Origin of the sequence: Cupriavidus necator N-1, from assembly GCF_000219215.1 — a bacterium.
Classification (GTDB): domain Bacteria; phylum Pseudomonadota; class Gammaproteobacteria; order Burkholderiales; family Burkholderiaceae; genus Cupriavidus; species Cupriavidus necator.
In genome coordinates, this window is sequence record NC_015726.1 from 282,715 (window position 1) to 308,825 (window position 26,111).

Here is a 26,111-nt window from a genome sequence, read left to right on the forward strand (position 1 = left end):
GCCGATGCCGGCATTCTTGCGCGAATTGCAGGCTTTGTATCGGCGATGGCCGAAAATTTGCTTTTCTGGTCCATGGCGTTGTCCCGGCAGGCGGCCGGCCTTCCTTAGCATGGTCAACGAACCCCTGCCAAAGAGAGATCGCCATGCACCGCACCCGCCTGCCCGCCGTCACCGTGGCCCTGGTCGCCATCGGCTTTGCCGTGATGTTCGTGTCGACCGCGGTGAGGGGCCTCTACCAGGTGTACTTCGTCGACCTCGCCACGCACTTCGGGCAGGGCCGTGCGCAGTTTGCCTGGTCCGGTAGTGTCTTTATGCTGGCCACCGGGCTGATGTCGCCGGTGGTCGGCGCGCTCAGCGATCGCGTCGGCCCGCTGCGCACCGCGGCCGCCGGTGCGCTGGCGGCAGGCATTGCGCTGGGCAGCGCGGCGCTGTGGCCGGGATCGCTGACGTTTTTCGTGCTGATGTTCGGCCTTGCCGGCGCGTTCGGGCTGGCGGCCATGACCTTTGTGCCGATGGGCATCCTGGTGGACCGGCTGTTCGAGGAACGCAGGAAGGGGCTGGCCTATGCGGTGGTTACCAACGGCACCGCGATCGGCTTTGTCGTGCTGTCGCCGCTGTGGATCTGGCTGCAGCCGCAGGCGGGCTGGATCACCGCGTTCGGCGTGGCGGGTGCGGTGTTTGCGTTGCCGGTGGCCGGCGCCTTGTGGCTGGCTTCGCGCTGGGAGCCGGCGTCCGCACCGGCGCCACGCACGGCCGAGGCCGACGTGCCGGCATGGACGGTGGTGCGGCGTGACCCGGTGTTCTATGCGCTGGCAGCCGGCTTCTTCGGCTGCGGCGCCACCATGGCCTTTATCGACGTGCACCTGATCGCGTACTGGCAGGGGCAGGGCGTGCCGCGGCTGGCGATGGGCTATGCGATGAGCACGCTCGGTGGACTGGAGCTGGCCAGCGGCCTGGTCTCCGGCGCGCTGGCACTGAGCTGGGACAAGCACCGGCTGCTGGCCACGTTCTACGCGCTGCGCTCGGCGTCGATGCTGTTGCTGCTGGTGCCGGGCCTGGGCGTGCTGCCGTTTGCGGTCGGCTTTGGCGCCAGCTACCTGGGCACGGTGATCCTGACCTCCATGTTCTGCTTCGAGCGCTATGGCAGCCGGATCAAGGGCAAGGTGTTTGGCCTGCTGTTCCTGGGGCACCAGCTGGGTGCCTTCCTGACGGTGCAGCTGGGGGCGTGGTCGTTCGATGCCACGCGCAGCTACCAGGACAGCATCACGGCGCTGGTGGCGGTGACGCTGTGCTCCGCCGCGTGTTCGTGGTTTGGCCTGCGCCGCGCGGGACCGTTGCCGGCACTGGCCAGGGGCCCGGCGCACGCCGCGGTGCCCGAGGCTGCCAGCCGCTGAAGTACTGATGCTGCCGCGGCTCCTGCTTGCCCGCGCGGCCCTTGCTCCGCTGGGTCTGGGGGCCTGGGCGCTGCCGTGGGCGCCGCGCGCAAGGATTGCCGCGCTGGCGGCACTGGCCCTTGCCGGCGCCGCACTGCTGGCGCTCGATCCGCTTGCCGCCGCACTGGCGCGCGTGGACGGCATCCTGTCGGCGCCCGGCTGCGGCGGCTGACATCCTCCACCTGCAGTTTGTCTGCGGTCAGTGCCGGCCAGCCTGGCCTTTCCTATCATTCGATGACGCGCCTGCCTCGCGCGGGCGCGCAATGTGACGCCTTCGCGCCGCGGCGGGCGTAAACTACCGCCCTTTTTCCGGGCCGCCGCCTTGCCGCCTCGTGCCCGGCCATAGTTGCAGGGAGTCTGAATGAGCTTGTTTCGAACCAAGGACATCGACGCGATGCTGGCCGTCGCGCGCGATGACGGCCTGAAGAAGGTGCTGGGTCCGATCGACCTGGTGATGATGGGCATCGGCGCCATCATCGGCACCGGCATTTTCGTGCTGACCGGCACCGGCGCGCTGACCGCGGGGCCGGCGCTGACGGTGTCGTTTGTGATCGCGGCGCTGTCGTGCGGCTTTGCCGCGCTGTGCTACGCGGAGTTCGCTTCGGCGATCCCGGTGTCGGGATCGATCTATACGTACAGTTATGCCACGCTGGGCGAGATTGTCGCGTGGATGATCGGCTGGGACCTGCTGCTGGAATACGGGCTGGCTACGTCCGCCGTGTCGGTGGGATGGTCGGGCTACTTCCAGTCGCTGATGGCGGGCTTCGGGCTGAAGCTGCCGGCGGCGCTGAGCGCGGCGCCAGGGTCCGTGCCGGGGGTGAAGACCATGCTGAACCTGCCGGCGTGCCTGATCATGCTGGCCATCACCTGGGTGGTGTCGTACGGCGTGCGCGAATCCACGCGCATCAACAACCTGATGGTGGCGATCAAGATCGGCGTGGTGCTGCTGTTTATCGCGGTGGGCGTGTGGCATGTGCAGCCGGCCAACTGGCAGCCGTTCGCGCCATTCGGCTTTGCCGGCATCTTCAATGCGGCGGCGCTGGTGTTCTTTGCCTTTATCGGCTTCGACGCGGTGACCTCGGCCGCGGAAGAGGTGCGCAACCCGCGCCGCGACCTGCCGATCGGCATCATCGGTTCGCTGGCGGTGTGCACGGTGCTGTATGTGGTGGTGGCCGCCATCATGACCGGCATCGTGCCGTTCGCGAAGTTTGCCGGCGTGGACCACCCGGTCTCGCTGGCGCTGCAGTTCGCGGGCCAGAACTGGGTGGCCGGCTTTGTCGACCTGGGCGCAATCCTGGGCATGACCACGGTGATCCTGGTGATGACCTATGGCCAGACCCGCGTGATCTTTGCGATGTCGCGCGACGGCCTGCTGCCCGAGCGGTTGTCTTCCGTGCACCCGGTGCATGCCACGCCGTATTTCGCCACCTGGACCGTCGGCATCGTGTTTGCCGCGATTGCCGCCTTCGTGCCGCTGAACGTGCTGGCCGAACTGATCAATATCGGCACGCTGGCGGCCTTCACGCTGATCTCGGTGGCGGTGCTGGTGCTACGCAAGACGCGCCCGGAACTACCGCGCGCATTTCGCTGCCCGGGCGTGCCGGTGGTGCCGCTGCTGTCAATCGGCTTCTGCCTGTTCCTGATGGCACACCTGCAGGCGCTGACCTGGATTGCCTTCCTGGTGTGGCTGGCGGTGGGGCTGGTGATCTACTTCGGCTACGCGCGGCGCAATGCCGTGCTGCATAACCACGGCGGCTGAGCGCCTTCAGCTGCCGCGCCCGGCCGCGGCCTTCATGAAGGCCACCGCGCGCGGCTCGTTGGCGTAGGCGGCGTTGATCCGGATCCATGCCGAGGTCTCGCCGCCCGGGCGGAAGTAGTTGCCCGGGGCCAGCGTCACGCCGTATGCCTCGCCCAGCGTCACTAGTTCGCGCGAATCCTCGATGCCGGGCGGGCGTGCCCACAGGAAGTTGCCGCCGGACGGCTGGCAGAACACCTCCCAGCCGTTGCCGGTCAGCTGCCGCACGGCATTGGCGGAGGCCTCGCGCACGCGCAGGCGCAGCCGCTCCACATATTTGCGGTAGCCGCCGCGTTCCAGCAGCGCCGCCGTCACCGCCTCGGCGAAGTGCGAGCCGGCCACGCTGGTCAGCACCTTCACATCGACCAGGTCCTTGACCAGCGCCTTGTCGGCCACCAGGTAGCCGACCCGCAGCGAGGCCGACACCGTCTTGGAAAAGCCGCCGATGTAGATCACGTGCTCAAGCTGGTCCAGCGTGGCCAGTCGGTCGGTGAAATGGGTCTGGAAGTCCGAGAAGATGTCGTCCTCGACAAAGCGGAAGCCATGCCGGCGCGCCAGCTCCAGCAGCCGGAATGCCACCGGCGGCGCCAGCGTCGACCCGGTCGGGTTCTGCAGCACGCTGTTGGTGAAGAACAGCTTGGGCTTGTGCTGGCGCAGCAGCGCCTCGGTGGCGTCCGGGTCGGGGCCGTTGGCCGTGTGCGGCACGCCCACCAGTTGCACCCCATGCAGCCGCAGCAGGCCGAACAAGTTGTAGTAGCCGGGATCTTCCACGAACACCGTATCGCCGGGCTTGAGCAGGTGGCGCACCACCAGGTCCAGCGCCTGGCTGGCACCGGTGGTGATCAGCACTTGCGGCAGTTCGGCGGCGATGCCCAGCTGGCGCACGCGCAGCAACACCTGGCGGCGCAGTTCCGGATGCCCCATCGGCGTGGCGTAGTGGATCACGCTGTCGATTTCGTTGCGCGAGATCGCGCGGATCGCCTGCGTCAGCCCCTCAACGTCGCGCCAGGTTTCCGGCACAAAGCCGCCGGCCAGCTTGAGCGTGCCGCTGGGGTGGTTGAACTGCTCGAGGATGTGGTCGGAAAGATCCTCGGCCAGGCTCGGATCCGACCAGCCGCACGCTGAGCGCCCCGCCAGCGGACTGTCCGCCACATAGAAGCCCGAACCCTGGCGCGAATCCAGCAGCCCCTGCGATACCAGTCGGTCATAGGCTTCGATCACCGGGAAGCGGCTGATGCCGTTCGCGGCTGCCAGCTGACGGATCGACGGCAGCTTTGCGCCGGGCCGAGCCTCGCGGTTGCCGATCCACGACTTCACGCCGTTGACGATCTGATCGGTCAGTGGAATTCCGGTAGAAGCATCTAAGATTAGTTTCATAAGGCAGGGCAGCCGGGGGAAACCGGAGGACGCAACTGTCAGGGAAAACTACTGAACAGTTCATCGAAAACTGTTCACAACTGTACATGGGATTGTAGTGAGGGATGCGAATAATGGAAGCGTGGCGGAGAAAGGCGCCGGCTCCTGTGGTCATTCGGCATCCAGGAGTCGGCACCGGACCAGACCGCCGGGCTGATGAGGAGTGCGACATGCGCGAACTACGGACTTTCGAACTGGACGAGCCCGGACAGCCAGTGAGCTGGCGCGCCGGTTACGGGCAGACCGTCTGCGCGGCGGCGGGCAAGCTGTGGGTGACGGTGGAAGGCAATCCCACTGACATCTGGCTGGAGCCGGGCGCCGAACTGCCGTTGCCGGAGGGCTACCGGGTGTGGCTGTCGGGCGATGGCGCGGGCGCGCGCTTCGCGCTGGCCCAGGTGCCGGCGCCGTGGTCGCTGCGGCGGCTGGCGGCGTGGCTGCGGGCGATGCGGCACCGGGTGGAGGAGCACAGCACCGATGCGTTCGGGGAGTGCCCGAGGATCTGGGCCTGAGCGGCCACTCACGCTGTGCCGGAACGGCCACCTGCGGGTGGCCTTTTGTTTGCCCGGGGGCTTGCGCGGCGCCTGCCGCGGGCGCCTACTCTATAAGGACTGCCCCGCCCCACGCACGCCGGTATCGGGTTCCGCCCCATTGCTTTACGTTAACGTCAACTTCATATAATCGATCGGCCCCGACCCGGGGCCCAGCCCGCGCATTTGCAGCCAAGCCGGCACAGAACGGCACGTCCGGCGCACGCCGCGGCAGCAGCCAACACCAGAATCGGTGGAGACAATGACCGACCTTTCCGATGTGCATGATGTGCGCCGCGGTGCGCCCCAGCCCAAGCCCACTGTGCAAGGCCGCGGTCCGGTCAACAAGGTGCGCTTTGTCACGGCGGCGTCGCTGTTCGATGGCCATGACGCCTCGATCAACATCATGCGCCGCATCCTGCAGTCGCATGGCTGCGAGGTGGTCCACCTCGGCCACAACCGCTCGGTCGAGGAAGTGGTGACGGCGGCGCTGCAGGAAGACGCGCAGGGCATCGCGATTTCCAGCTACCAGGGGGGACATGTCGAGTTCTTCAAGTACATGGTCGACCTGCTGCGCGAGAAGGGCGGCGAGCACATTCAGGTCTTTGGCGGTGGCGGCGGCGTGATCGTGCCGGACGAGATCCGCGAGCTGCAGGCCTACGGCGTGGCGCGCATCTTCAGCCCCGAGGACGGCCAGCGCATGGGCCTGGCCGGCATGATTGCCGACATGGTGCAGCGCTGCGACATCGACCTATCGCGCTATGCACCGGCCACGCTTGAACCTGTCACCGGCGGCGACCGCCGTGCGCTGGCGCAATTGATTACGGCGCTGGAGAACGGCAAGGCCGATCCGGCGCTGGTGGACGCGATGCATGCGCAGGCAAAGCAGGCATCGATTCCGGTGCTCGGCATCACCGGCACCGGCGGCGCCGGCAAGTCGTCACTGACCGACGAACTGATCCGCCGCTTCCGGCTGGACCAGCAGGATGCGCTCTCCATCGCCGTGATCTCGATCGACCCGTCGCGGCGCAAGTCTGGCGGCGCGCTGCTGGGCGACCGCATCCGCATGAACGCGATCAACCACCCGAACATCTTCATGCGCTCGATGGCGACGCGCGAGGCGGGCTCGGAGATCTCGCAGGCGCTGCCGGACGTGATCGCCGCGTGCAAGGTGGCCGGTTTCGACCTGGTGATCGTCGAGACCTCGGGCATCGGTCAGGGCGATGCAGCCATCGTGCCGCACGTGGACCTGTCGCTCTATGTAATGACGCCCGAGTTCGGCGCGGCCAGCCAGCTCGAGAAGATCGACATGCTGGACTTTGCCGACTTCGTCGCCATCAACAAGTTCGACCGCAAGGGCGCGCAGGACGCGTGGCGCGATGTGGCCAAGCAGGTGCAGCGCAACCGCGAGCAATGGCATGGCAAGGCCGAAGACATGCCGGTCTACGGCACGCAGGCGTCGCGCTTCAATGACGATGGCGTGACCATGCTGTACCAGGGACTGCGCGCGGCGCTGGCCGAACGCGGCCTGAAGCTGCAGCCGGGCGTGCTGCCGGCGCAGGCGGGGCGCATCTCCACCGGCCAGAATGTGATCGTGCCGCCGGCGCGCAGCCGCTACCTGGCGGAACTGGCAGACACGGTGCGCGGCTACCACCGCCGCGTGATGACGCAAAGCCGCCTAGCACGCGAGCGCCAGCAGCTGCGTGAATCGAGCCGCATGCTGCAGGCCGCGCAAGGCGATGGCGCGGCGCTGGACGCGCTGGCCGCCGAACGCGAGAGCGCGCTGGGCCAGGTCGAGCGCAAGCTGCTGGCGATGTGGCCCCAGATGCGCGAAGCCTACAGCGGCGACGAATACGTGGTCAGGATCCGCGACAAGGAGATCCGCACGGGGCTGGTCACCACCACGTTGTCCGGCACCAAGGTGCGCAAGGTGGTGCTGCCGCGCTTCGAGGATGACGGCGAGGTGCTGAAGTGGCTGATGCGCGAGAACGTGCCCGGCAGCTTCCCCTACACCGCCGGCGTGTTCGCCTTCAAGCGCGAGAACGAGGACCCCACGCGCATGTTCGCCGGCGAGGGCGATGCCTTCCGCACCAACCGCCGCTTCAAGCTGGTGTCCGAAGGCATGGATGCCAAGCGCCTGTCGACGGCGTTCGACTCGGTCACGCTGTATGGCGAAGACCCGCACGTGCGCCCCGACATCTACGGCAAGGTCGGCAACTCCGGCGTGTCGATCGCCACGCTCGACGACCTGAAGGTGCTGTACGACGGCTTCGACCTGACCAGCCCGAGCACCTCGGTGTCGATGACCATCAACGGCCCGGCCCCGACCATCCTGGCGATGTTCATGAACACCGCCATCGACCAGCAGCTCGACAAGTTCCGCGCCGACAATCAGCGCGAGCCCACCGCAGACGAGGAAGCCAAGATCCGCGCCTGGGTGCTGCAGAACGTGCGCGGCACGGTGCAGGCGGACATCCTCAAGGAAGACCAGGGCCAGAACACCTGCATCTTCTCCACCGAGTTCTCGCTCAAGGTGATGGGTGATATCCAGGAGTACTTTGTCCACCACCAGGTGCGCAACTTCTACTCGGTGTCGATCTCCGGCTACCACATCGCCGAGGCCGGCGCGAACCCGATCTCGCAGCTGGCGTTCACGCTGTCCAACGGCTTCACCTATGTGGAGGCGTACCTGGCGCGCGGCATGCATATCGATGATTTCGCGCCCAACCTGTCGTTCTTCTTCTCCAACGGCATGGACCCCGAGTACGGCGTGCTGGGCCGCGTGGCGCGCCGCATCTGGGCCGTGACCATGCGCGACAAGTACGGCGCCAACGAGCGCAGCCAGAAGCTCAAGTACCACATTCAGACCTCGGGCCGCTCGCTGCATGCGCAGGAGATCGACTTCAACGATATCCGCACCACGCTGCAGGCGCTGATCGCGATCTACGACAACTGCAATTCGCTGCACACCAACGCCTACGACGAGGCCATCACCACGCCCACCGGCGAGTCGGTGCGCCGCGCGCTGGCGATCCAGCTGATCATCAACCGCGAGTGGGGCGTGGCCAAATGCGAGAACCCCAACCAGGGCAGCTTCCTGATGGAAGAGCTGACCGACCTGGTGGAAGAGGCGGTGCTGCAGGAGTTCGAGCGCATCGCCGAGCGCGGCGGCGTGCTGGGCGCGATGGAGACCGGCTACCAGCGCGGCAAGATCCAGGAAGAGTCGCTTTACTACGAGCAGCTCAAGCACGACGGCACGCTGCCCATCATCGGCGTGAACACGTTCCGCAACCCGGACGGCGACCCGACCCCGCAGAAGCTGGAACTGGCGCGCTCCAGCGAGGCCGAGAAGCTGAGCCAGCTCGACCGCCTGCAGGCGTTCCAGCAGGCCCATGCGGCCGAGGCCCCGGCCATGCTGGCGCAGTTGCGCCAGGCGGTGATCGACAACCAGAACGTATTCGCGGTGCTGATGGACGCAGTGCGGGTTTGCTCGCTGGGGCAGATCACGCACGCGCTGTTCGAGGTGGGCGGGCAATACCGGCGCAATATGTAGAGCCGGCGGCACCGCGTAGCAAGCAGTGCCCGATTACCGCGCAGGGCGGCCGCAGTGAAGGGCCGCCCTGCGTTACACTCGAAGGCTGTGCCGGCGCCCGCGCCACGGCAAACGTATTCGAGACAAAGCAAGCCAAAGATCATGGACACCCAGTACAACCCGACCAATATCTTCGCGAAGATCCTGCGCGGCGAGCTGCCGTGCATCAAGGTCTACGAGGACGACGACACCATCGCCTTCATGGACATCATGCCGCAGGCCGACGGCCATACGCTGGTGGTGCCCAAGGAAGCCGCGGTCAACCTGTTCGACCTGTCCGAGCAGGGCGCGCAGGCCGCCATCGTTGCCACGCAGCGGGTGGCGCGCGCGGTGCGCGCGGCGTTTGCGCCCGACGGCATCTCCATCGGCCAGTTCAACGGCGCGGCCGCGGGCCAGACCGTGCCGCACGTGCATTTCCATATCGTGCCGCGCTATGCCGACAGTGCCCTGCGCGGCCACGCGCGCGAGATGCAGGACCCGGAACAGCTCAAGGGCCATGCCGAGCGCATCATTGCCGCGCTGCGCGAGCAGGGCGCCTGAACCCGCGCCTGAACCGATTTATCAGCAATCCAACCAAGCAGAGGAAGACAAGATGAGCATCAGGACAGTGGGCATCGTCGGTGCCGGCACCATGGGCAATGGCATCGCCCAGGCCTGCGCAGTGGTAGGTCTCAACGTGGTGATGGTCGACATCAGCGATGCCGCCGTGCAGAAGGGTGTTGCCACCGTGGCGGGCAGCCTGGACCGGCTGATCAAAAAGGAAAAGCTGACCGAGGCCGACAAGGCCAGCGCGCTGGCGCGCATCAAGGGCAGCACCTCGTACGACGATCTCAAGGCCACTGATATCGTGATCGAGGCCGCGACCGAGAACTACGACCTGAAGGTCAAGATTCTCAAGCAGATCGACAGCATCGTCGGCGAGAACGTGATCATCGCGTCCAACACCTCGTCGATCTCGATCACCAAGCTGGCCGCCGTGACCTCGCGCGCCGACCGCTTTATCGGCATGCACTTCTTCAACCCGGTGCCGGTGATGGCGCTGGTGGAACTGATCCGCGGCCTGCAGACCAGCGACACCACCCATGCCGCCGTCGAGGCCCTGTCGAAGCAGCTCGGCAAGTACCCGATCACGGTCAGGAACAGCCCGGGCTTCGTCGTCAACCGCATCCTGTGCCCGATGATCAACGAGGCCTTCTGCGTGCTGGGCGAAGGCCTGGCCTCGCCGGAAGAGATCGACGAAGGCATGAAGCTGGGTTGCAACCACCCCATCGGGCCGCTGGCACTGGCCGACATGATCGGCCTGGACACCATGCTGGCCGTGATGGAGGTGCTGTACACGGAGTTTGCCGATCCGAAGTACCGTCCGGCCATGCTGCTGCGTGAGATGGTGGCCGCGGGCTACCTGGGCCGCAAGACGGGCCGCGGGGTGTACGTCTATAGCAAGTAAGCTGCCCGGCACTTGCCGCGTGGCACGGCGGCCGCCTGCGGGCGGCCGCCGCTTTTTCCGGTGCCGGTTCCGGTCGCCGCCAAATCCCGCTTACACGGCGTTATATGCCGAAACACTCCGCCGCATCCGGTAACAGGAATGCGCGGTAGAGTGCCCATTCCGTTTACGACAAGACAAACTTCATGGCTCACCCGATTCTCTTTGCTGCGCTGCTCGCGGGCGCAATGTCCCTGCTGGCGGCCCGTTCGGCGATGGCTCATGTGGATGTGGGCGTGCAGGTCGGCGCGCCGGTCTATGTGGCCCCGGCCCCTGTGTATGTGGCGCCTCCGCCGCCCGTGGTCTATGCGCCGCGCTACCACGGCTGGCATGGCGACCGCTATTGGGACGGACGCCGCTGGTATGGCCGCGGTGAGTGGCGCGGGCGGCATCACCACTCTCATCACTATCGGGACTACGATCGCCATTACGGGCGCGGCCACGGCCATGGGCACGGGCACCGCGGCCACGGCCACTGACCCTCTCGCCGGCTGACGCGCCGCCACGACGCGGCGCGTCGCGGCGTTCAGCGCAGCAGCACCAGACGCGGCACCGCGTCCGCGCCGCTCCAGACCACCGCGTTCTGTTCGTATTTCTCGCCGAGTGCCCGGGCATCCTCCAGCGACAGCCCCGGCACCAGGAAGCTCGGCTCTGCCGGCCAGCCGTTGGCAGGATGCTCGCCGGCGGCTTCGATTGCGCGCAACCCCATCTTTGCCACGTCCCGCGCCAGCGCCTGCTGGCGCCGTGCGTTGGCGTCGTCGTCGCAGCGCAGGCTGAACGGGTTGGCGGCGGTAATGAAGGCGCTCGATGCCACGCCCAGCGCGCGGTGCAGCGCCGCCAGCGGGGCGCTGGGTTGGTCTACCCGCAATATCATCGGCAGGTCGCCCAGCACGCGGTAATGCGTCTCGCGATAGGCCTGCAGCGTGGCGGCATCGATGGCGCTGGCCATGTTATTCGCCGTACTGCCGCAACCCCTCCAGGTCCAGCACCTCGATCACGCCGTAGTCCACCCGCACCAGGCCCTGCTGTTCCAGCACCTTGAGCGCCTGGTTGGCGCGCTGGCGCGAAATGCCTGCAAGCAGGCCGATCTCTTCCTGCGAGATCTCCAGCGTCGTGCCGATCCCCGGATACAGGTGCTCATTGAACAGCGACGACACCGCGCGCGCCACGCGCGAATCGATGTCGAGCAGCCGTTCATATTCCACCGCCGCGATGAACTGTCCCAGGCGTTCGTTGAACTGCGTCAGCAGGAAGCGCGTGAACGGCAGGCTGGTATCCAGCAACCACAGAAAAGTGTCGCGCGGCAGGAAGGCGATGGTCGAGCGGCGCAGCGCCATCACGTCGTACTTGCGGATTTCCGACTTGAGCACCGCGCCTTCGCCGAACCAGCCGCCGGTGGGCACGCCGGTGAAGGTGACCGACTTGCCCGAGGGCGACACCGTGGTGATCTTGACGATGCCTTCGAGCACGCCCATCCAGTGCTCAGCCATGTCACCCTTGTGACAGACGTAGTCGCCCTGGGTGTACTCGTGGACGAACATGGCGCGGCGCACGCGTTCGCGCTGCTCGGGGCTCAGGTCTGCTGCCCATACGCAGCGGTCGACAAAATCGTTCAGCATGGCCTGCAGAAGCTCCCGTAGGGATTAACCCGGAATTGTCACCGGCGTGACAACCGGGGTTGTTGGCATGGGCTATCGTACGATCACAACGGAACCGCGGGTGCCACCAGCGGCACGCCGGGGCAAGGCGCAAGCCTTCCCGGCGGCCTGATGCAAGGCACACCGGGCTTGATGCCGGGCGGCAATTGCTGCCGGGCAAAGCAAGCCAAGTATAACGACCGGACCGGCGCTTGACACCGGGCGTGGATCCCCACGCCGGAGGGACAGGAGACAGCGATGCAGGAATCGTCGGCGACGACCTTCCCGCGATGGCTGCTGGCGCACGCCCAGCAGCGGCCGGATCATCCGGCTCACCGCGAGAAGGATCTCGGCATCTGGCAGACATACAGCTGGGCCCAGGCGGCCCAGCAGGTGAGGGCGCTGGCTTGCGGGCTGGCCGCGCTCGGCTTCAGGCGCGGCATGAACCTGGCGGTGGTGGGCGACAACCGCCCGCGGCTGTACTGGGCCATGACCGCGGCGCAGGCGCTGGGCGGCGTGCCGGTGCCGCTGTACCAGGACGCCATCGCCAACGAGATGGTCTACGTGCTCAACGATGCGGAAATCGAGTTCGCCATCGTCGAGGACCAGGAGCAGGTCGACAAGCTGCTGGAAGTGGAGGCGCAGCTGGCCGAGTCCGGCCGCGCCGTGCGCCACGTCATCTTTGAAGACCCGCGCGGCCTGATGGACTACGACCACCCGTCGCTGATGTCTTATGAACGGCTGCAGGAACTGGGCCGCGAGTTCGACCAGGCGCACCCGGGCTTCTATGACGAGGCCATCGCCGCCGGCCAGCCCGACGACACCGCGATCATCCTCTATACGTCGGGCACTACCGGCAAGCCCAAGGGCGTATGCCATTCGCACTACGGCCTGATCGGCGCGGCGCGCAACGGCTGCGCCTTCGACAAGCTGAGCGCTGACGACGACGTGCTGTCCTACCTGCCGATGGCATGGGTGGGCGACAACCTGTTCTCCTACGCGCAGGCGATGGTGGCGGGCTTCACGGTGAACTGCCCGGAATCGCGCGAAACGGTGATGACCGACCTGCGCGAGATCGGCCCCACCTACTACTTTGCGCCGCCGCGCATCTATGAAGGGCTGCTGACGCAGGTGATGATCCGCATGGAGGATGCCGGCTGGATCAAGCGCAAGCTGTTCCACTGGGCCATGGATGTGGCGAAGCGCTGCGGCACCGACATCCTTGACGGCCAGCCGGTATCGCTCGCGGACCGCGCGCGCTACGCCCTGGGCGAAGTGCTGGTCTACGGCCCGCTGCGCAATGTGCTGGGCATGAGCCGCATCCGCGTGGGCTATACCGCGGGCGAGGCGATCGGACCGGACCTGTTCCGCTTCTACCGCTCGATCGGCGTGAACCTGAAGCAGTTCTACGGCCAGACCGAGACCTGCGCCTATGTGTGCCTGCAGCCGGACGGCAAGGTCAAGTTCGATTCCGTAGGGCCGGCCGCGCCCGGCATGGAAATCCGCATCGCCGACAACGGCGAGGTGCTGGTGCGCGGCGTGGGCCTGCTCAAGTCCTACTACAAGCGCGACGACGCCACGCGCGAGGCCATCAACGACGAGGGCTACTTCATGACCGGGGACGCCGGTGTGATCGACGCCGACGGCCACCTGAAGATCATCGACCGCGCCAAGGACGTGGGCAAGCTGGCCGATGGCTCGATGTTCGCGCCCAAGTACATCGAGAACAAGCTCAAGTTCTTCCCGTACATCAAGGAAGCGGTGGCCTTCGGCAGCGACCGCGACCAGGTCTGCGCCTTTATCAACATCGACTTCGAGGCCGTGGGCAACTGGGCCGAGCGCCGCCACCTGCCGTATGCCGGCTATGTCGACCTGGCCGCGCAGCCCGACGTGCTGGAAATGATCGGCGAGTGCGTGAACCAGGTGAATGCCGATCTGGCCAACGACCCGATGCTGGCCGGATCGCAGGTTGCACGCTTCCTGGTCCTCCACAAGGAACTGGATCCGGACGACGACGAGCTCACGCGCACGCGCAAGGTGCGCCGCGGCTTTATCGCCGACAAATACGGCGTGCTGGTGGAGGCGCTCTATGCGGGCAAGTCCGAGCAGTTCATCGAGACGCGCGTCAAGTTTGAAGACGGGCGCGAGGGCAGCGTGTCGGCCACGCTGAAGCTGGTCAATGCGAAGCGCCTGCCTGTGGCGGCGCGCGCGGCATGAGCGAGGGCAGCAAGATGACGCAAGTAGCCTGGCAAGGCGCGGGGCAGCGCGAATGGGCGGGGACGGCACGCACGGATGCCAGCGGCACGGGCAGCGGCGGCGCGATCGCCCCGGCAGGCCCGATGTCTCCCGCGGGTCTGGCGGATGACAGCGGCGCGCATCCCGGCACGCAGCGCGCACAGCGCACCGGCGAGCAGGCGCGCACCGGCGGCGAGGTGATCCTGGACCTGCAGCATATCTCGCTGTCGTTCGGCGGGGTCAAGGCGCTGACCGATATCTCGTTCGATGTGTGCGAGCACGAGGTGCGCGCCATCATCGGCCCCAACGGCGCCGGCAAGAGCTCGATGCTCAACGTGATCAACGGCGTCTACCACCCGCAGCAGGGACGCATCGTGTTCCGCGGCGAGGAGCGCAAGCAGATGCACCCGACCGCCGCGGCGCGCCAGGGCATTGCGCGCACCTTCCAGAACATCGCGCTGTTCAAGGGCATGACGGTGCTGGACAACATCATGACCGGGCGCAACACGCAGTTCCGCACCGGGCTCTTCGCCCACGCGCTGTGGTGGGGCCCGGCGCGCAACGAAGAGATGCGCCATCGCCAGAAGGTCGAGGAAGTGATCGACTTCCTCGAGATCCAGTCGATCCGCAAGACCCCGGTGGGGCGCTTGCCGTATGGCCTGCAGAAGCGCGTGGAGCTGGCGCGCGCGCTCGCGGCCGAGCCCTCGATGCTGCTGCTGGACGAGCCCATGGCCGGCATGAACGTGGAAGAGAAGCAGGACATGTGCCGCTTCATCCTGGATGTGAACCGGCAGTTCGGCACCACCATCGTGCTGATCGAGCACGACATGGGCGTGGTGATGGATATCTCCGACCGCGTGGTGGTGCTCGACTACGGCAAGAAGATCGGCGACGGCACGCCGGACGAGGTCAAGGGCAACCCTGACGTGATCAAGGCGTACCTGGGCACTTCGCACTGAGGCTCTGAACCATGACGTTCTTCTTTGAAATCCTGATCGGCGGCTTGCTCTCGGGCCTGATGTACTCGCTGGTGGCGCTGGGCTTCGTGCTGATCTACAAGGCCTCAGGCGTGTTCAACTTCGCGCAGGGCGCGATGGTGTACTTCGCCGCGCTGGCGGTGGTGGGGCTGATGGACAAGGGCCTGCCGATGTGGGCCGCGGTGATCGGCGCCTTCGTGGTGATGATCCTGGTCGGCATGAGCACCGAGCGCTTCGTGCTGCGCAAGCTGGTCAACCAGCCGCCGATCACGCTGTTCATGGCGACCATCGGGCTGTCATTCTTCCTCGAAGGCCTGGGGCCGCTGCTGTTCGGCAATGAAGTGCGCCCGATCAACCTGGGCATCGTCGACGAGCCGATCGAATCGATCCTGACCAACTTCAATATCGTGCTGTCCAAGTTCGACATCGCGGCGGCGGCCATCGCCGGCGTCCTGGTGGGATCGCTGGCGCTGTTCTTCCAGTACACCAAGGTCGGCCGCGCGCTGCGCGCGGTGGCCGACGACCACCAGGCGGCGCTGTCGCTGGGCATCCCGCTGCAGAACATCTGGGCCATCGTCTGGGGCGTGGCAGGCTTCGTTGCACTGGTGGCCGGCATGCTGTGGGGCTCGCGCAATGGCGTGCAGTTCGCGCTCACGCTGACCGCGCTCAAGGCGCTGCCGGTGCTGATCCTGGGCGGCTTCACCTCGGTGCCGGGCGCCATCGTCGGCGGGCTGATCATCGGCGCCTCGGAGAAGCTGGCCGAGATCTATATCCCGCCGGTGTTCCAGTCGATGTTCGGGGGCAACTTCGGCGGCATCGAAGGGTGGTTCCCGTATGTGTTCGCCCTGCTGTTCCTGCTGGTCCGCCCCGAAGGGCTGTTCGGCGAGAAACACATCGATCGCGTCTGACCGACTTCGCACAGGAGACTTACCATGTTTTATCGTGAAGCCGGCCAATTCAAGACCAGCTACGTCGCCGACAGCCAGATCTTCCCCATCCGCCAGGACCGCATCGGCTTTGCCGTGCTGATGGCCGTGGCCTTCGTGGCGATCCCGTTCGTCGGGTCGGAGTACTGGTTCTCGGCCATCCTGATCCCATTCCTGATTTTCTCGCTGGCGGCGCTGGGCCTGAATATCCTGACCGGCTATGCCGGCCAGCTGTCGCTCGGCACCGCAGCCTTCATGGCCGTGGGCGCCTACGCGGCCTACAACTTCCAGCTGCGCATCGAAGGCATCCCGGTGCTGCTGTCATTCCTGCTGGCCGGGCTGTCGGCGGCGCTGGTGGGGGTGGCCTTCGGCCTGCCGTCGCTGCGCATCAAGGGCTTCTACCTCGCCGTGGCGACGCTGGCGGCGCAGTTCTTCGTGGTGTGGGCGCTGACCAAGTTCCCCTGGTTCTCCAACAACAGCTCGTCGGGCGTGATCACGGCGCAGCGGCTGGACCTGTTCGGCGTCGCCATCGACACCCCGCTGAAGAAGTACCTGTTCGTGCTGGCCATCGTCACGGTGCTGGCGCTGGCCGCCAAGAACCTGGTGCGCTCGGCCACCGGGCGCGCGTGGATGTCGGTGCGCGACATGGACGTGGCGGCCGAGGTGATCGGCATCCCGCTGATGCGCACCAAGCTGCTCGCGTTCGCGGTCAGCTCGTTCTACTGCGGCGTGGCCGGCGCGCTGTATGCGTTCTGCTACCTGGGCTCGGTCGAGCCCGACGGCTTCTCGCTGGACCTGTCGTTCCGCGTGCTGTTCATGATCATCATCGGCGGCGTGGGCAGCATCCTGGGCTCGTTCCTGGGCGCGGCCTTCATCCTGCTGCTGCCGATCTTCCTGGACAACGTGCTGCCGCCGCTGGCCGCGCTGCTGCACCTGCCGTTCACCAATGCCACCGTGTCGCACATCCAGCTGATGGTGTTCGGCGGGCTGATCATCTTCTTCCTGATCGTGGAGCCGCACGGGCTGGCCCGGCTGTGGCAGATCGCCAAGGAAAAGCTGAGGCTGTGGCCGTTCCCTCATTGACGGGAGGGGTGCCTGTGTTACCGCAGTTCCTGTGTGAAGTTCTGAAGCTTACGCATAACGAAACGCTCCCTTGAGGGCGATGGAGACTGTCATGACCAACCTGATTCGCAATGTGCAACGCGCCGCCCTGGTGGTCAGCGCCGCGGCGGCACTGCTGGCGCCGGCGGCGCCGGCCATGGCGCAGAGCAACGAGCAGTTCGTGGCGCTGCCAAGCTACCGCGTGGGGCCGTATGGCGCCAACGGGCAGTCCTGGTATGGCGGTTTCATCGACTACCTCAACTACGTCAACCTGAAGGAAGGCGGCGTCAACGGCGTCAAGCTGTCGTGGGAAGAGTGCGAGACCGAGTACAACAACGCCAAGGGCGTGGAGTGCTATGAACGCCTGAAGTCCAAGAACGCCACCACCAAGGGCACCGCCTACCACGCCATGTCCACCGGCATTTCGTACGCGCTGGTCGACAAGACCGCCGCCGACAAGGTGCCGCTGGTGATGATGGGCTACGGCCGCACCGACGCGGTGGATGGCTCGGTGTTCCCGTACGCGTTCCCGCTGGTGACCACGTACCAGATGCAGGTCTCGGCCATCGTCAAGTACCTGGCCTCGAAGAACGGCGGCTCGCTGGCCGGCAAGAAGATCGTCTACCTGTACCACGACTCGGCCTATGGCAAGGAGCCGATCGTGGCGCTGCAGGCCGAGGCCAAGCTGGGCAAGTTCAACCTGGTGGAGATCCCGGTGGCGCACCCGGGCAACGAGCAGGGCGCGCAGTGGCTGAAGATCCGCCAGGAGAACCCCGACTACGTGATCTTCTGGGGCTGGGGCGTGATGAACCAGACCGCGCTGAAGGCCGCGCAGAAGGTGGGCTTTGCGCGCGACAAGATAATCGGCTCGTGGTGGGCCGGCTCGGAAGAAGACACGGTGCCGGCGGGTGATGCGTCCAAGGGCTACATGAGCGCCACCTGGAACGTGGCGGGCCGCAACGTGCCGCTGATCGCCGATATCGACAAGGTGGTCTACGGTGCCGGCAAGGGCAATATGCAGGACAAGAACAAGGTGGGTTCGGTGCTGTACAACCGCGGCGTGTCGGCGGCGGTGGTGACGGTGGAAGCGGTGCGCGTGGCACAGGCCAAGTTCGGCAAGGGCAAGCCCATGACCGGCGAGCAGATGCGCTGGGCCTTCGAGAACCTGAACCTGACCAACGCGCGCCTGCAGCAACTCGGCGCCACCGGCCTGCTGCCCGAGATCAAGACCAGCTGCGACAACCACGAGGGTTCGGGCAAGGTCAAGATCCAGCAGTGGGATGGCACCAAGTGGGTGGTGGTGTCGGACTGGATCGAGGGCAACAAGAGCCTGATCCACCCGCTGTTCAAGGCCACGGCGGCGCAGTACGCGAAGGAGAAGGGGATTACTCCGGCTTGTTCGAAGTCTTGAGAGGCCGCCCGAATCCCGACTGGGTTCTCCCCTCTCCCGCTTGCGGGAGAGGGGCGGGGGTGAGGGCCGGCGCTGGCAATAGCGAGCGCGTTCACTTCGTGGCAGCGCCCGCCCTCACCCCAACCTTCTCCCAGAGGGAGAGGGAGTACCCAATAGGCAAGCTGGAAACCGCAACACCAACACGAGCCGCACCATGAGCCTTCTGTCCGTCAACAATATCGAAGTCATCTACGATCACGTGATCCTGGTGCTCAAAGGCGTCTCGCTCGAAGTGCCGGAAGGCAAGATCGTGGCGCTGCTCGGCGCCAACGGCGCGGGCAAGACCACCACGCTCAAGGCCATCTCCAACCTGCTGCAGGCCGAGCGCGGCGATGTCACCAAGGGCTCGATCGAATATCGCGGCGACCGCGTCGACCAGCTCACGCCCAACGACCTGGTGCGCCGCGGCGTGATCCAGGTGATGGAGGGGCGCCACTGCTTCGCGCACCTGACCATCGAAGAGAACCTGCTCACCGGCGCCTACACGCGCGGCCTGTCGCGCGGCCAGACGCGCGACGAGCTGGAAAAGATCTACGAGTACTTCCCGCGGCTGAAGACGCGCCGCAAGTCGCAGGCCGGCTACACCTCTGGCGGCGAGCAGCAGATGTGCGCGATCGGCCGGGCCATGATGGCCAAGCCGGCGATGATCCTGCTGGACGAGCCTTCGATGGGGCTGGCGCCGCAGATCGTCGAGGAGATCTTCGAGATCGTGCGCGGCCTGAATTCGCGCGAGAACGTCAGCTTCCTGCTGGCCGAGCAGAACACCATGGTGGCGCTGCGCTATGCCGACTACGGCTACATCCTGGAAAACGGCCGCGTGGTGATGGACGGCGACGCCGAATCGCTGCGCACCAACGAGGATGTCAAGGAGTTCTACCTGGGCGTGGCCGCCAACGATGCGGACGACGGTGCCGGGCGCAAGTCGTTCCGCGATGTGAAGAGCTACCGGCGCAGGAAGCGCTGGCTGGCCTGAGCCGACGTAAGCCGACCCAATTTATCCGGCATTGCCACCACGCGCCTGTGGCGCGACGGCATGCCGCATCCCATTCCCTGACGCACAGCACCATGCCAGAACACTTCGATTCGCTCGAAACCCGCGCGCCGGAAGTCCGCGAGCAGGCGCTCCTTGCCGCCCTGGCACGCCAGGTGGCCCATGCGCGCGACAACGCCCCTTACTTTGCCGAGATGCTGAGCGGGGTCGATCCGCGGCTGCTGACCTCGCGCGCGGCGCTGGCGGCGCTGCCGGTCACGCGCAAGTCGGACCTGACCGCGCGCCAGCGCTTGCTGCCGCCGCTGGGTGGCCTGAACGCGACCCCGCTGGGCAAGTTGCGCCATGTGTTCCAGTCGCCCGGCCCGATCCACGAACCCGACGGCCACGACGCCGACTGGTGGCGCGTGGCCCGCGCCATGCATGCGGCGGGCTTCCGCGCCGGCGAGCTGGTCTACAACACCTTCTCCTACCACTTCACCCCGGCCGGCATGATGATGGAGACCGGCGCGCACCGGCTGGGCTGCTGCGTGTTCCCGGCCGGTGTCGGCCAGACCGATTCGCAGGTGCAGGCGCTGGCCAGCCTGCAGCCCACGGCCTACGCCGGCACGCCGTCGTTCCTGAAGCTGCTGCTGGAGCGCGGCGACGAACTGGGCACGCCCTGCACCAGCCTGGCCAAGGCGCTGGTCTCGGGCGAGGCGTTGCCGCCGTCGCTGCGGGCCTGGTTCCAGGCGCGCGGCGTGCGCGTGCAGCAGATGTATGGCACCGCGGACGTCGGCCTGATTGCCTATGAGACCGAGGGCGGCGACGGCTGGGTGGTGGACGAGGGCGTGCTGGTAGAGATCGTCGAGCCCGGCGGTTCCCGGCCGATGCCCGAGGGCGAGACCGGCGAGGTGGTGGTGACGGTGCTGGGCAACGGCGACTACCCGCTGATCCGCTTCGGCACCGGCGACCTGTCGGCCATCGTGGCGGAGTCGTCGCAACGGCCCAGCCCGTGCGGGCGCACCAATATCCGGCTCAAGGGCTGGCTGGGCCGTGCCGACCAGGCCACCAAGGTCAAGGGCATGTTCGTGCATCCGGGGCAGGTGGCGGACGTGCTGCGGCGGCATCCGGAGATTCGCGTGGCGCGGCTGGTGGTGACTGGCGACCCTGGCGCGGACGTAATGACGCTGCGCTGCGAGGCTACGCGCGAGGATGGTGACTTGCAGCGTGCGGTGGCGGAATCGCTGCGCGAGGTGATGCGGCTGCGCGGTGAAGTGGCCTTCGTGGCGGCGGGGTCGTTGCCGCAGGATGGGAAGCTGATCGAGGATGCGCGCAGCTACGATTGAGTTGGGTGGCGGCTGGCAGGATCGACTTCGTTGATACCCCGGCCGTCTCCCCCAGCCCTCTCCCGCAGGCGGGAGAGGGCTGGGGGAGACGGCCGGTGCGTGGAGTGACGCGCCTTAGTACGCCCGCGCTTTCAAGACTTCCCCCCCTCCACCGGCCGCGTCGGCAGCCTGACCATCCACACACTCACCCCCACCGCACAAGCCAGCAGCGCCGCCGAAGCAATCGGCCGCGCCCGCAGCAGCCACGCGGTCGTCCCCATCGACGCCCACATCATCGACAACGCCAGGCATTTGGCCCGCAAGGGAATGCTGCGATAGCGCTGCCAGTCGCTGACCAGCGGCCCGAAGCGCGGATGCCCTAGCAGCCACTCATGGAAGCGCTGGGACCCCCGCGCGAAGCATGCCGCGGCCAGCAGCACGAATGGCGTGGTTGGCAGCACCGGCAGGAAGATGCCGATCACCCCCAGCAGCAGGAAAGCCGCACCCAGCACCACCCACATGGCGCGCAGCGCCTGCTGCCGGCGGCTCAGTGTGGCGACGGCGTCTGGAGCGGAATCGGGCGGGGTGGCGGGGCTAGGACCAGGCAATGGATGGAGCAAGGGCCGCAACAGCGGCCCGGTGGTGACTGGAGTTTAGTGCGCGATACCCAGGCGCGCCTTGGCGGCATCGTACTCCGCTTTCATGCGCACGACGATTTCGCCGGCGGTGGGGATGTCGTGGATCTGGCCCACGCCCTGGCCGGCGCCCCACACGTCCTTCCACGCCTTGGCCTTGGAGGCGCCGCTGGAGAAGTCCATCTTGCTTTTGTCGGCCACCGGCAGGTTGTCCGGATCCAGCCCCACGTTGCTGATGCTTTCGCGGATGTAATTGCCGTGCACGCCGGTGAACAGGTTGGTATAGATGATATCGGCGGCGGCCGAACTGGTGATCGACTGCTTGTACGTCTCTGCCGCGTGGGCCTCCTGCGAGGCGATAAAGCGCGTGCCCACGTAGGCAAAGTCCGCGCCCATGGCCTGCGCGGCCAGCACCGCCTCGCCGGTGGCGATCGAACCCGACAGCGCGATCGGGCCGTCGAAGATCTTGCGCACCTCGCCCACCAGCGCGAACGGCGACAGCATGCCGGCATGGCCGCCGGCGCCGGCCGCCACCAGGATCAGGCCGTCGACGCCGGCCTCGATCGCCTTCTCGGCATGGCGCAGGCTGATCACGTCGTGCAGCACGATGCCGCCGTAGCTATGCACCGCGTCGATCATTTCCTTGACCGGGGCGCGCAGCGAGGTGATGAAGATTGGCACCTTGTGGTCCACGCACACCTTCACGTCGTGTTCCAGCCGCGCGTTCGAGGTATGCACGATCTGGTTGACCGCGACCGGGCCCACCTGCGCGCCCGGGTTGGCGGCCTTGAAGGTGGCCAGCTCGCCTTCGATCTGGGTGAGCCACTCGTCGAGCAGCTCCGCCGGGCGCGCATTGAGCGCCGGGAACGAGCCGACGATGCCGGCCTTGCACTGCGCCAGCACCAGCTCCGGGTAGCTGACGATGAACATGGGCGAGGCGATGACGGGCAGGGCCAGGTTCTGCAGGGCCTGGGGCAGTTGCTTGGCGGCGGGCATGGTGTCTCCTGAACTACTGGGCGGGCCTCGCGGGCGCCCTAAATGAACGGTCGTTCGATTATAGGGAGTTTCAGCGCGATCACGTTAGAAGCCCCAGTCTATGCCGGTTCGGTCACCTCGTGGAACTATGCTGCCGGAAGGGTCAGTTCCGCCAGCGCGCCGCCGCCGGGGCGGTTGGCCAGCGTGACATCGCCATGATGCAACGTTGCCACCTCGCGTGCAAAGCACAGGCCCAGGCCGGTGCTCTTGTCCGCACCGTGCGGGCGCGGCAGCGAATAGAAGCGCTCGAACACGCGCGGCAGGGCGTAGTCGGGGATGCCCGGGCCCTGGTCGGCGACGGCGATGGCCAGCGCGCCGCCGCGGCGCTCCAGCCGCACCGTGACTTCGCTGTCCGGCGGGGCGAAGTCGATGGCGTTCTCCAGCAGGTTTGCGATGGCCTGGCGCAGCAGGAACGGATCGCCGGCGACCAGGTCCGGGCTGGCGTCGGCGGCCAGCCGCAGCGTCACGCCGCGCTGGCGCGCGCGCGGCTCCAGCTCGCTGCCCAGTTGCGCCAGCAGCGGGGCCAGCCGCACCGGCTCGCGCACTTCCAGGCGCTGGCGCTGCTCCACGTCGGCCAGCGCCAGCAGCTTGCGGATCATGGTTTCAAGCCGTCCGGATTGCGCACGGATATTGGCGACGAAGCGCTGGCGGTCCGCCGCCGGCATCTCTTCCTGCAGCAGCTCGGCGGCACCGCCGATCGCGGCCAGCGGGCTTTTCATCTCATGGGTCAGCGTGTGGATGTAGTGCTCGACATACTGCTTGTCTTCCAGCCGCTCGCGCATGCCCTGCACCGCGCGGCCCAGCTCGGCCAGCTCGCTGCCGCCGCGCAGCGGCATCTCGGCGCGCTCGCCGGCCGCCACCGCGCGCGCGTACCCGCGCAGCCGGCTTAGTCCATGCGCCAGCCACAGCGTGCAGGCCAGCCCGATCACGCAAGCGGCGCCGATCAGCAGGCCGCCGTAGAGCAGGATCTTGCGCTGGCTGCGCTCGATAAAGGGCGCCATCGCCGCATTGGGCTTGGCCACGGTCAGCACCCCGATGATGCGCTCGCCGTCCCCGTCGCGTATTGGCGCGGCCACGTGCATCACGGTGCTGGCCTCGTCGTCGGGGTCGGTGCGCGTGCTGCGCGCGCCGTACTTGCCGCGCAGCGTCAGGTAGACATCGTTCCAGCGCGAATAGTCGCGGCCCACGTCAGTGCCGGTGGAGTCAAAGCGCACGATGCCCCTGGCATCGGTCACGTAGATGCGGTAGCCGATGCTGTCCTTGTGCAGGCCCGACACATCGGCGTCCACCGGCAGGTCGCGCAGCGCCGCCATGTGCCGCGCGAATTCGCCGTCGGCAATGCGGCCGGCCTTCATGTCGTCGGCGGCAAGCGCCGCCAGCACGTGCGCGGTGTCGATCAGCGTGTCTTCCATGGCCTGGCGCACGCCGGGCTTGACCTCCTGCACGAACACGCGCAGCGTCAGCACCGTGGCCAGTCCCACGATCAGGAAGAAACCGAAGAAGATGCGCAGGCCGATATGCATGGCGTGCGCTCACGGTTCCAGCGAATAGCCCATGCCGCGATGGGTGCGGATGCGATCGGCGCCGTCTGGCGAGGCCTCCCGCAGCTTGGCGCGCAGGGTCTTGATATGGGTGTCGACGGTGCGGTCGCTGGTGTCGAGCGCGTCTTCCCAGACGCCCTCCATCAGCTGCGCTCGCGAATAGATACGGCCCGGATGCGCCACCAGCCAGGCCAGCAGCAGGTACTCGTAGCGGGTCAGCTCCAGCCAGCGGCCGCGGTAGGCCAGGCGAGCGCCGTCCTTATCGTGGGTGAAGCCGGCGACCTCGTCGCCCTTCGCTGTGCTGCCGCCGCGCGCCCGGCGCAGGATGGCGCGCACGCGCGCGGCCAGTTCGCGCGGCGAGAAGGGCTTGACCACATAGTCGTCGGCGCCAATCTCCAGCCCGACGATGCGGTCGATCTCTTCATGGCGCGCAGTCAGGAAGACCACCGGCGCATTGCTGAAGGTGCGCAGCGTGCGGCAGACCTCGAAGCCGCTCAGGTCCGGCAGGCCCACGTCGAGGATCACCAAGTCGGCCGCGCCGGCGCGCATGCGCTCGAGCGCGGCGCCGCCGAGCGTGCAGTGCTCGGCCAGCATGCCGTCGGTGCGCAGGGCATAGAGGATGGTGTCGGCGATGGCCTGCTCGTCTTCCACCACCAGGATCCGCGGTTGTTCCATGCCCGGCATTCTAGCCGGTTAGGCGCTGGCCGCCGTGCGGGCCGGCGGCGCGGGTTCGTCGCCCTGGCGCTTGTGGAAATAGATCTGCTCCGCCGCCCAGCGCAGCGGCGGCGAGTACATCATCAGGTCAAAGGGCCAGTCGCATTGGAAGCGGTCGAACATCCAGCGCAGCGCACGTTTGGCGCGAAAGCGCGGCGCGCTGGCGGTGGCGACGGCTTCCGGCGCCGGGCCGCCGCGCAGCAGGTGCGCGGCCACGGCCTGGCCGACCGACTCGCCATGGGCAAAGGCATAGTGGATGCCGCCGGCGGTGACCGGCGAGACGATGCCGGCGGCATCCCCCGTCAGGATCACGCCGTCGCGCGCCAGCGGGAAGACCGGGCCGCCGCACGGGATCAGGCCCGCGCGCGTCGCCGCAGGCTGCGCCAGCTGCGGCAGCCCGGCGCGCTCGCGCACATGCGCCAGCAGCCCGTCCAGGTCCGGCGCGCGGCCGTGACGCGGCAGGTAGCGCAGCGCCAGGCCGGCCTGCACGCCGGTGGGGTTCTGCGCGATCCAGCCGATATAGCCGGGCGCGAAGCGCCGGGTGATAAAGCAGTGCAGCGCGCCGGGCTCGGGCAGCGCCAGTCCCGGGAACTCGTATTCCACGCCATACAGGAAGCTGTGCACGCGCCCCAGCCCGGCACACTGTGCCACGCGCGACTTCGCGCCGTCCGCTCCCACCAGATAGCGCGTATTGCCCACGCCGGTCACATGCCATCCGCCGTGGCGCGGCACCGCGCCCACAAACGCCTGGCCCAGGCGCAGTTCGACCCGGTGGCACACCAGTTCGGCGGCCAGCCAGCGCATCAACCGCGGCGTATCCGTAGTGTGGAAGTAATAGCCCGGCGCGCTCAGGTCGATGCTGCGCAGCTTGGGCGAGTACAGCCGCACCTGCTCCACCCGGTGCACGCAGTCGGCCGGCGCGCGGCCCAGCCAGGTTTGCTCGATGGCTTCCTTGACCAGGATGCCGGTGGTGTGGAGCTTGTCGCCCGGATCGGTCTTGCGTTCCAGCACCAGCACGCGCAGGCCCGCGCGTGCCGCGGCCAGGGCGCAGGCTGCGCCGGCAAAGCTGGCGCCGGCGATGACGATGTCGTAGTCGAAAGAGGGCATGGCAGTTCCCGGAGATGGAAGGGCTCCAGTCTGGCCAGCGGGGGTGAGGGGAGTGTGTGGGCAGTGTGAAGTGGCGGGGCGGGGTGAATCACCCAAAAAAACGCCCCGCATACGCGGGGCCATCAATTACCACGAAGATTGATACACACGGCGGGCACCTGCCAATGCCACAACCGCCACCGAAGGATAGTCCGCCAATGTGACGGCCCCGT

General features: G+C 67.2%; 23 protein-coding genes. 15 read left to right on the plus strand and 8 right to left on the minus strand.

The window, feature by feature from the left end:
- Positions 1-143 precede the first annotated feature (143 nt).
- The 3 genes from CNE_RS01420 (at position 144) to CNE_RS01430 (ending at position 3,192) form a co-directional block, all read left to right on the plus strand.
- Entirely contained in the window at positions 144-1,394 is a 1,251-nt protein-coding gene (locus tag CNE_RS01420) for an MFS transporter (RefSeq protein ID WP_013955372.1), read from the plus strand.
- A gap of 7 nt (positions 1,395-1,401) precedes the next feature.
- Complete coding sequence (locus tag CNE_RS01425; protein WP_013955373.1) at positions 1,402-1,605, plus strand: hypothetical protein; 204 nt, start codon at positions 1,402-1,404, stop codon at positions 1,603-1,605.
- A gap of 189 nt (positions 1,606-1,794) precedes the next feature.
- Positions 1,795-3,192 (plus strand): amino acid permease, encoded by a 1,398-nt coding sequence (locus CNE_RS01430; RefSeq protein ID WP_013955374.1) that lies wholly within the window; start codon positions 1,795-1,797, stop codon positions 3,190-3,192.
- 6 nt (positions 3,193-3,198) lie between these two features.
- Here CNE_RS01430 and CNE_RS01435 read toward each other — a convergent pair whose 3' ends face one another.
- Positions 3,199-4,605, minus strand: coding sequence for an aminotransferase-like domain-containing protein (locus tag CNE_RS01435; protein WP_013955375.1), 1,407 nt, complete (start codon positions 4,603-4,605; stop codon positions 3,199-3,201).
- A 209-nt stretch (positions 4,606-4,814) separates the two neighbouring features.
- Between CNE_RS01435 and CNE_RS01440 the strand changes: the two genes are divergently transcribed.
- The 5 genes from CNE_RS01440 (at position 4,815) to CNE_RS01460 (ending at position 10,725) form a co-directional block, all read left to right on the plus strand.
- Entirely contained in the window at positions 4,815-5,153 is a 339-nt protein-coding gene (locus CNE_RS01440) for a DUF2917 domain-containing protein (RefSeq protein ID WP_041227701.1), read from the plus strand.
- 280 nt (positions 5,154-5,433) lie between these two features.
- Complete coding sequence (gene icmF / locus CNE_RS01445) at positions 5,434-8,724, plus strand: fused isobutyryl-CoA mutase/GTPase IcmF (protein WP_013955377.1); 3,291 nt, start codon at positions 5,434-5,436, stop codon at positions 8,722-8,724.
- Between the two features lie 141 nt (positions 8,725-8,865).
- Positions 8,866-9,303, plus strand: a complete 438-nt coding sequence (locus CNE_RS01450; RefSeq protein WP_013955378.1) for an HIT family protein — start codon at positions 8,866-8,868, stop codon at positions 9,301-9,303.
- A 52-nt stretch (positions 9,304-9,355) separates the two neighbouring features.
- Positions 9,356-10,210 (plus strand): 3-hydroxybutyryl-CoA dehydrogenase, encoded by an 855-nt coding sequence (locus tag CNE_RS01455; protein ID WP_013955379.1) that lies wholly within the window; start codon positions 9,356-9,358, stop codon positions 10,208-10,210.
- Positions 10,211-10,392: 182 nt separating this feature from the next.
- Positions 10,393-10,725 (plus strand): hypothetical protein, encoded by a 333-nt coding sequence (locus CNE_RS01460; protein WP_013955380.1) that lies wholly within the window; start codon positions 10,393-10,395, stop codon positions 10,723-10,725.
- Between the two features lie 47 nt (positions 10,726-10,772).
- Here CNE_RS01460 and CNE_RS01465 read toward each other — a convergent pair whose 3' ends face one another.
- Positions 10,773-11,195: a DUF3293 domain-containing protein gene (locus CNE_RS01465; protein ID WP_013955381.1), complete on the minus strand. Its 423-nt coding sequence runs from the start codon at positions 11,193-11,195 to the stop codon at positions 10,773-10,775.
- Position 11,196: 1 nt separating this feature from the next.
- Entirely contained in the window at positions 11,197-11,865 is a 669-nt protein-coding gene (locus tag CNE_RS01470) for a Crp/Fnr family transcriptional regulator (RefSeq protein WP_013955382.1), read from the minus strand.
- A 276-nt stretch (positions 11,866-12,141) separates the two neighbouring features.
- Between CNE_RS01470 and CNE_RS01475 the strand changes: the two genes are divergently transcribed.
- The 7 genes from CNE_RS01475 (at position 12,142) to CNE_RS01505 (ending at position 20,888) form a co-directional block, all read left to right on the plus strand.
- Positions 12,142-14,100 carry an AMP-dependent synthetase/ligase gene (locus tag CNE_RS01475; protein ID WP_013955384.1) on the plus strand — a complete coding sequence of 653 codons (1,959 nt, stop codon included), beginning with the start codon at positions 12,142-12,144 and terminating at the stop codon, positions 14,098-14,100.
- 14 nt (positions 14,101-14,114) lie between these two features.
- Positions 14,115-15,077 carry an ABC transporter ATP-binding protein gene (locus CNE_RS01480; RefSeq protein WP_013955385.1) on the plus strand — a complete coding sequence of 321 codons (963 nt, stop codon included), beginning with the start codon at positions 14,115-14,117 and terminating at the stop codon, positions 15,075-15,077.
- An 11-nt stretch (positions 15,078-15,088) separates the two neighbouring features.
- Positions 15,089-16,003: a branched-chain amino acid ABC transporter permease gene (locus tag CNE_RS01485; RefSeq protein WP_013955386.1), complete on the plus strand. Its 915-nt coding sequence runs from the start codon at positions 15,089-15,091 to the stop codon at positions 16,001-16,003.
- Between the two features lie 24 nt (positions 16,004-16,027).
- Positions 16,028-17,104 (plus strand): branched-chain amino acid ABC transporter permease, encoded by a 1,077-nt coding sequence (locus CNE_RS01490; RefSeq protein ID WP_013955387.1) that lies wholly within the window; start codon positions 16,028-16,030, stop codon positions 17,102-17,104.
- A gap of 91 nt (positions 17,105-17,195) precedes the next feature.
- Positions 17,196-18,533, plus strand: coding sequence for an ABC transporter substrate-binding protein (locus CNE_RS01495; RefSeq protein WP_013955388.1), 1,338 nt, complete (start codon positions 17,196-17,198; stop codon positions 18,531-18,533).
- Between the two features lie 193 nt (positions 18,534-18,726).
- Positions 18,727-19,545 (plus strand): ABC transporter ATP-binding protein, encoded by an 819-nt coding sequence (locus tag CNE_RS01500; protein ID WP_010814873.1) that lies wholly within the window; start codon positions 18,727-18,729, stop codon positions 19,543-19,545.
- Between the two features lie 92 nt (positions 19,546-19,637).
- Positions 19,638-20,888, plus strand: a complete 1,251-nt coding sequence (locus CNE_RS01505; protein WP_013955389.1) for a phenylacetate--CoA ligase family protein — start codon at positions 19,638-19,640, stop codon at positions 20,886-20,888.
- Positions 20,889-21,019: 131 nt separating this feature from the next.
- Here CNE_RS01505 and CNE_RS01510 read toward each other — a convergent pair whose 3' ends face one another.
- From CNE_RS01510 to CNE_RS01530, 5 genes are all read right to left on the minus strand, one after another.
- On the minus strand, positions 21,020-21,388 hold the full coding sequence (locus tag CNE_RS01510; protein ID WP_013955390.1) for a YbaN family protein: 369 nt from the start codon (positions 21,386-21,388) through the stop codon (positions 21,020-21,022).
- Positions 21,389-21,520: 132 nt separating this feature from the next.
- A complete protein-coding gene (locus CNE_RS01515) occupies positions 21,521-22,498 on the minus strand; it encodes an NAD(P)H-dependent flavin oxidoreductase (RefSeq protein WP_013955391.1) in 978 nt (325 codons plus the stop codon).
- A 125-nt stretch (positions 22,499-22,623) separates the two neighbouring features.
- Positions 22,624-24,060, minus strand: a complete 1,437-nt coding sequence (creC, locus tag CNE_RS01520) for a two-component system sensor histidine kinase CreC (protein ID WP_013955392.1) — start codon at positions 24,058-24,060, stop codon at positions 22,624-22,626.
- Positions 24,061-24,069: 9 nt separating this feature from the next.
- Positions 24,070-24,762: a two-component system response regulator CreB gene (gene creB / locus CNE_RS01525; RefSeq protein ID WP_013955393.1), complete on the minus strand. Its 693-nt coding sequence runs from the start codon at positions 24,760-24,762 to the stop codon at positions 24,070-24,072.
- Between the two features lie 9 nt (positions 24,763-24,771).
- On the minus strand, positions 24,772-25,899 hold the full coding sequence (locus tag CNE_RS01530) for an NAD(P)/FAD-dependent oxidoreductase (RefSeq protein ID WP_013955394.1): 1,128 nt from the start codon (positions 25,897-25,899) through the stop codon (positions 24,772-24,774).
- Between the last annotated feature and the right edge of the window lie 212 nt (positions 25,900-26,111).

Excerpts from the sequence above, each read along its gene's own strand:
- CNE_RS01510 (WP_013955390.1), bottom strand. The coding sequence starts at position 21,388 with ATGTGGGTGGTGCTGGGTGCGGCTTTCCTGCTGCTGGGGGTGATCGGC.
- CNE_RS01500 (WP_010814873.1), top strand. The coding sequence starts at position 18,727 with ATGAGCCTTCTGTCCGTCAACAATATCGAAGTCATCTACGATCACGTG.
- CNE_RS01480 (WP_013955385.1), top strand. The coding sequence starts at position 14,115 with ATGACGCAAGTAGCCTGGCAAGGCGCGGGGCAGCGCGAATGGGCGGGG.
- CNE_RS01435 (WP_013955375.1), bottom strand. The coding sequence starts at position 4,605 with ATGAAACTAATCTTAGATGCTTCTACCGGAATTCCACTGACCGATCAG.
- CNE_RS01490 (WP_013955387.1), top strand. The coding sequence starts at position 16,028 with ATGTTTTATCGTGAAGCCGGCCAATTCAAGACCAGCTACGTCGCCGAC.
- CNE_RS01505 (WP_013955389.1), top strand. The coding sequence starts at position 19,638 with ATGCCAGAACACTTCGATTCGCTCGAAACCCGCGCGCCGGAAGTCCGC.
- creB (WP_013955393.1), bottom strand. The coding sequence starts at position 24,762 with ATGCCGGGCATGGAACAACCGCGGATCCTGGTGGTGGAAGACGAGCAG.
- CNE_RS01530 (WP_013955394.1), bottom strand. The coding sequence starts at position 25,899 with ATGCCCTCTTTCGACTACGACATCGTCATCGCCGGCGCCAGCTTTGCC.
- CNE_RS01430 (WP_013955374.1), top strand. The coding sequence starts at position 1,795 with ATGAGCTTGTTTCGAACCAAGGACATCGACGCGATGCTGGCCGTCGCG.
- CNE_RS01475 (WP_013955384.1), top strand. The coding sequence starts at position 12,142 with ATGCAGGAATCGTCGGCGACGACCTTCCCGCGATGGCTGCTGGCGCAC.
- CNE_RS01425 (WP_013955373.1), top strand. The coding sequence starts at position 1,402 with ATGCTGCCGCGGCTCCTGCTTGCCCGCGCGGCCCTTGCTCCGCTGGGT.
- CNE_RS01455 (WP_013955379.1), top strand. The coding sequence starts at position 9,356 with ATGAGCATCAGGACAGTGGGCATCGTCGGTGCCGGCACCATGGGCAAT.
- CNE_RS01420 (WP_013955372.1), top strand. The coding sequence starts at position 144 with ATGCACCGCACCCGCCTGCCCGCCGTCACCGTGGCCCTGGTCGCCATC.
- CNE_RS01465 (WP_013955381.1), bottom strand. The coding sequence starts at position 11,195 with ATGGCCAGCGCCATCGATGCCGCCACGCTGCAGGCCTATCGCGAGACG.
- CNE_RS01460 (WP_013955380.1), top strand. The coding sequence starts at position 10,393 with ATGGCTCACCCGATTCTCTTTGCTGCGCTGCTCGCGGGCGCAATGTCC.
- icmF (WP_013955377.1), top strand. The coding sequence starts at position 5,434 with ATGACCGACCTTTCCGATGTGCATGATGTGCGCCGCGGTGCGCCCCAG.
- CNE_RS01485 (WP_013955386.1), top strand. The coding sequence starts at position 15,089 with ATGACGTTCTTCTTTGAAATCCTGATCGGCGGCTTGCTCTCGGGCCTG.
- CNE_RS01495 (WP_013955388.1), top strand. The coding sequence starts at position 17,196 with ATGACCAACCTGATTCGCAATGTGCAACGCGCCGCCCTGGTGGTCAGC.
- CNE_RS01440 (WP_041227701.1), top strand. The coding sequence starts at position 4,815 with ATGCGCGAACTACGGACTTTCGAACTGGACGAGCCCGGACAGCCAGTG.
- CNE_RS01470 (WP_013955382.1), bottom strand. The coding sequence starts at position 11,865 with ATGCTGAACGATTTTGTCGACCGCTGCGTATGGGCAGCAGACCTGAGC.
- CNE_RS01450 (WP_013955378.1), top strand. The coding sequence starts at position 8,866 with ATGGACACCCAGTACAACCCGACCAATATCTTCGCGAAGATCCTGCGC.
- creC (WP_013955392.1), bottom strand. The coding sequence starts at position 24,060 with ATGCATATCGGCCTGCGCATCTTCTTCGGTTTCTTCCTGATCGTGGGA.
- CNE_RS01515 (WP_013955391.1), bottom strand. The coding sequence starts at position 22,498 with ATGCCCGCCGCCAAGCAACTGCCCCAGGCCCTGCAGAACCTGGCCCTG.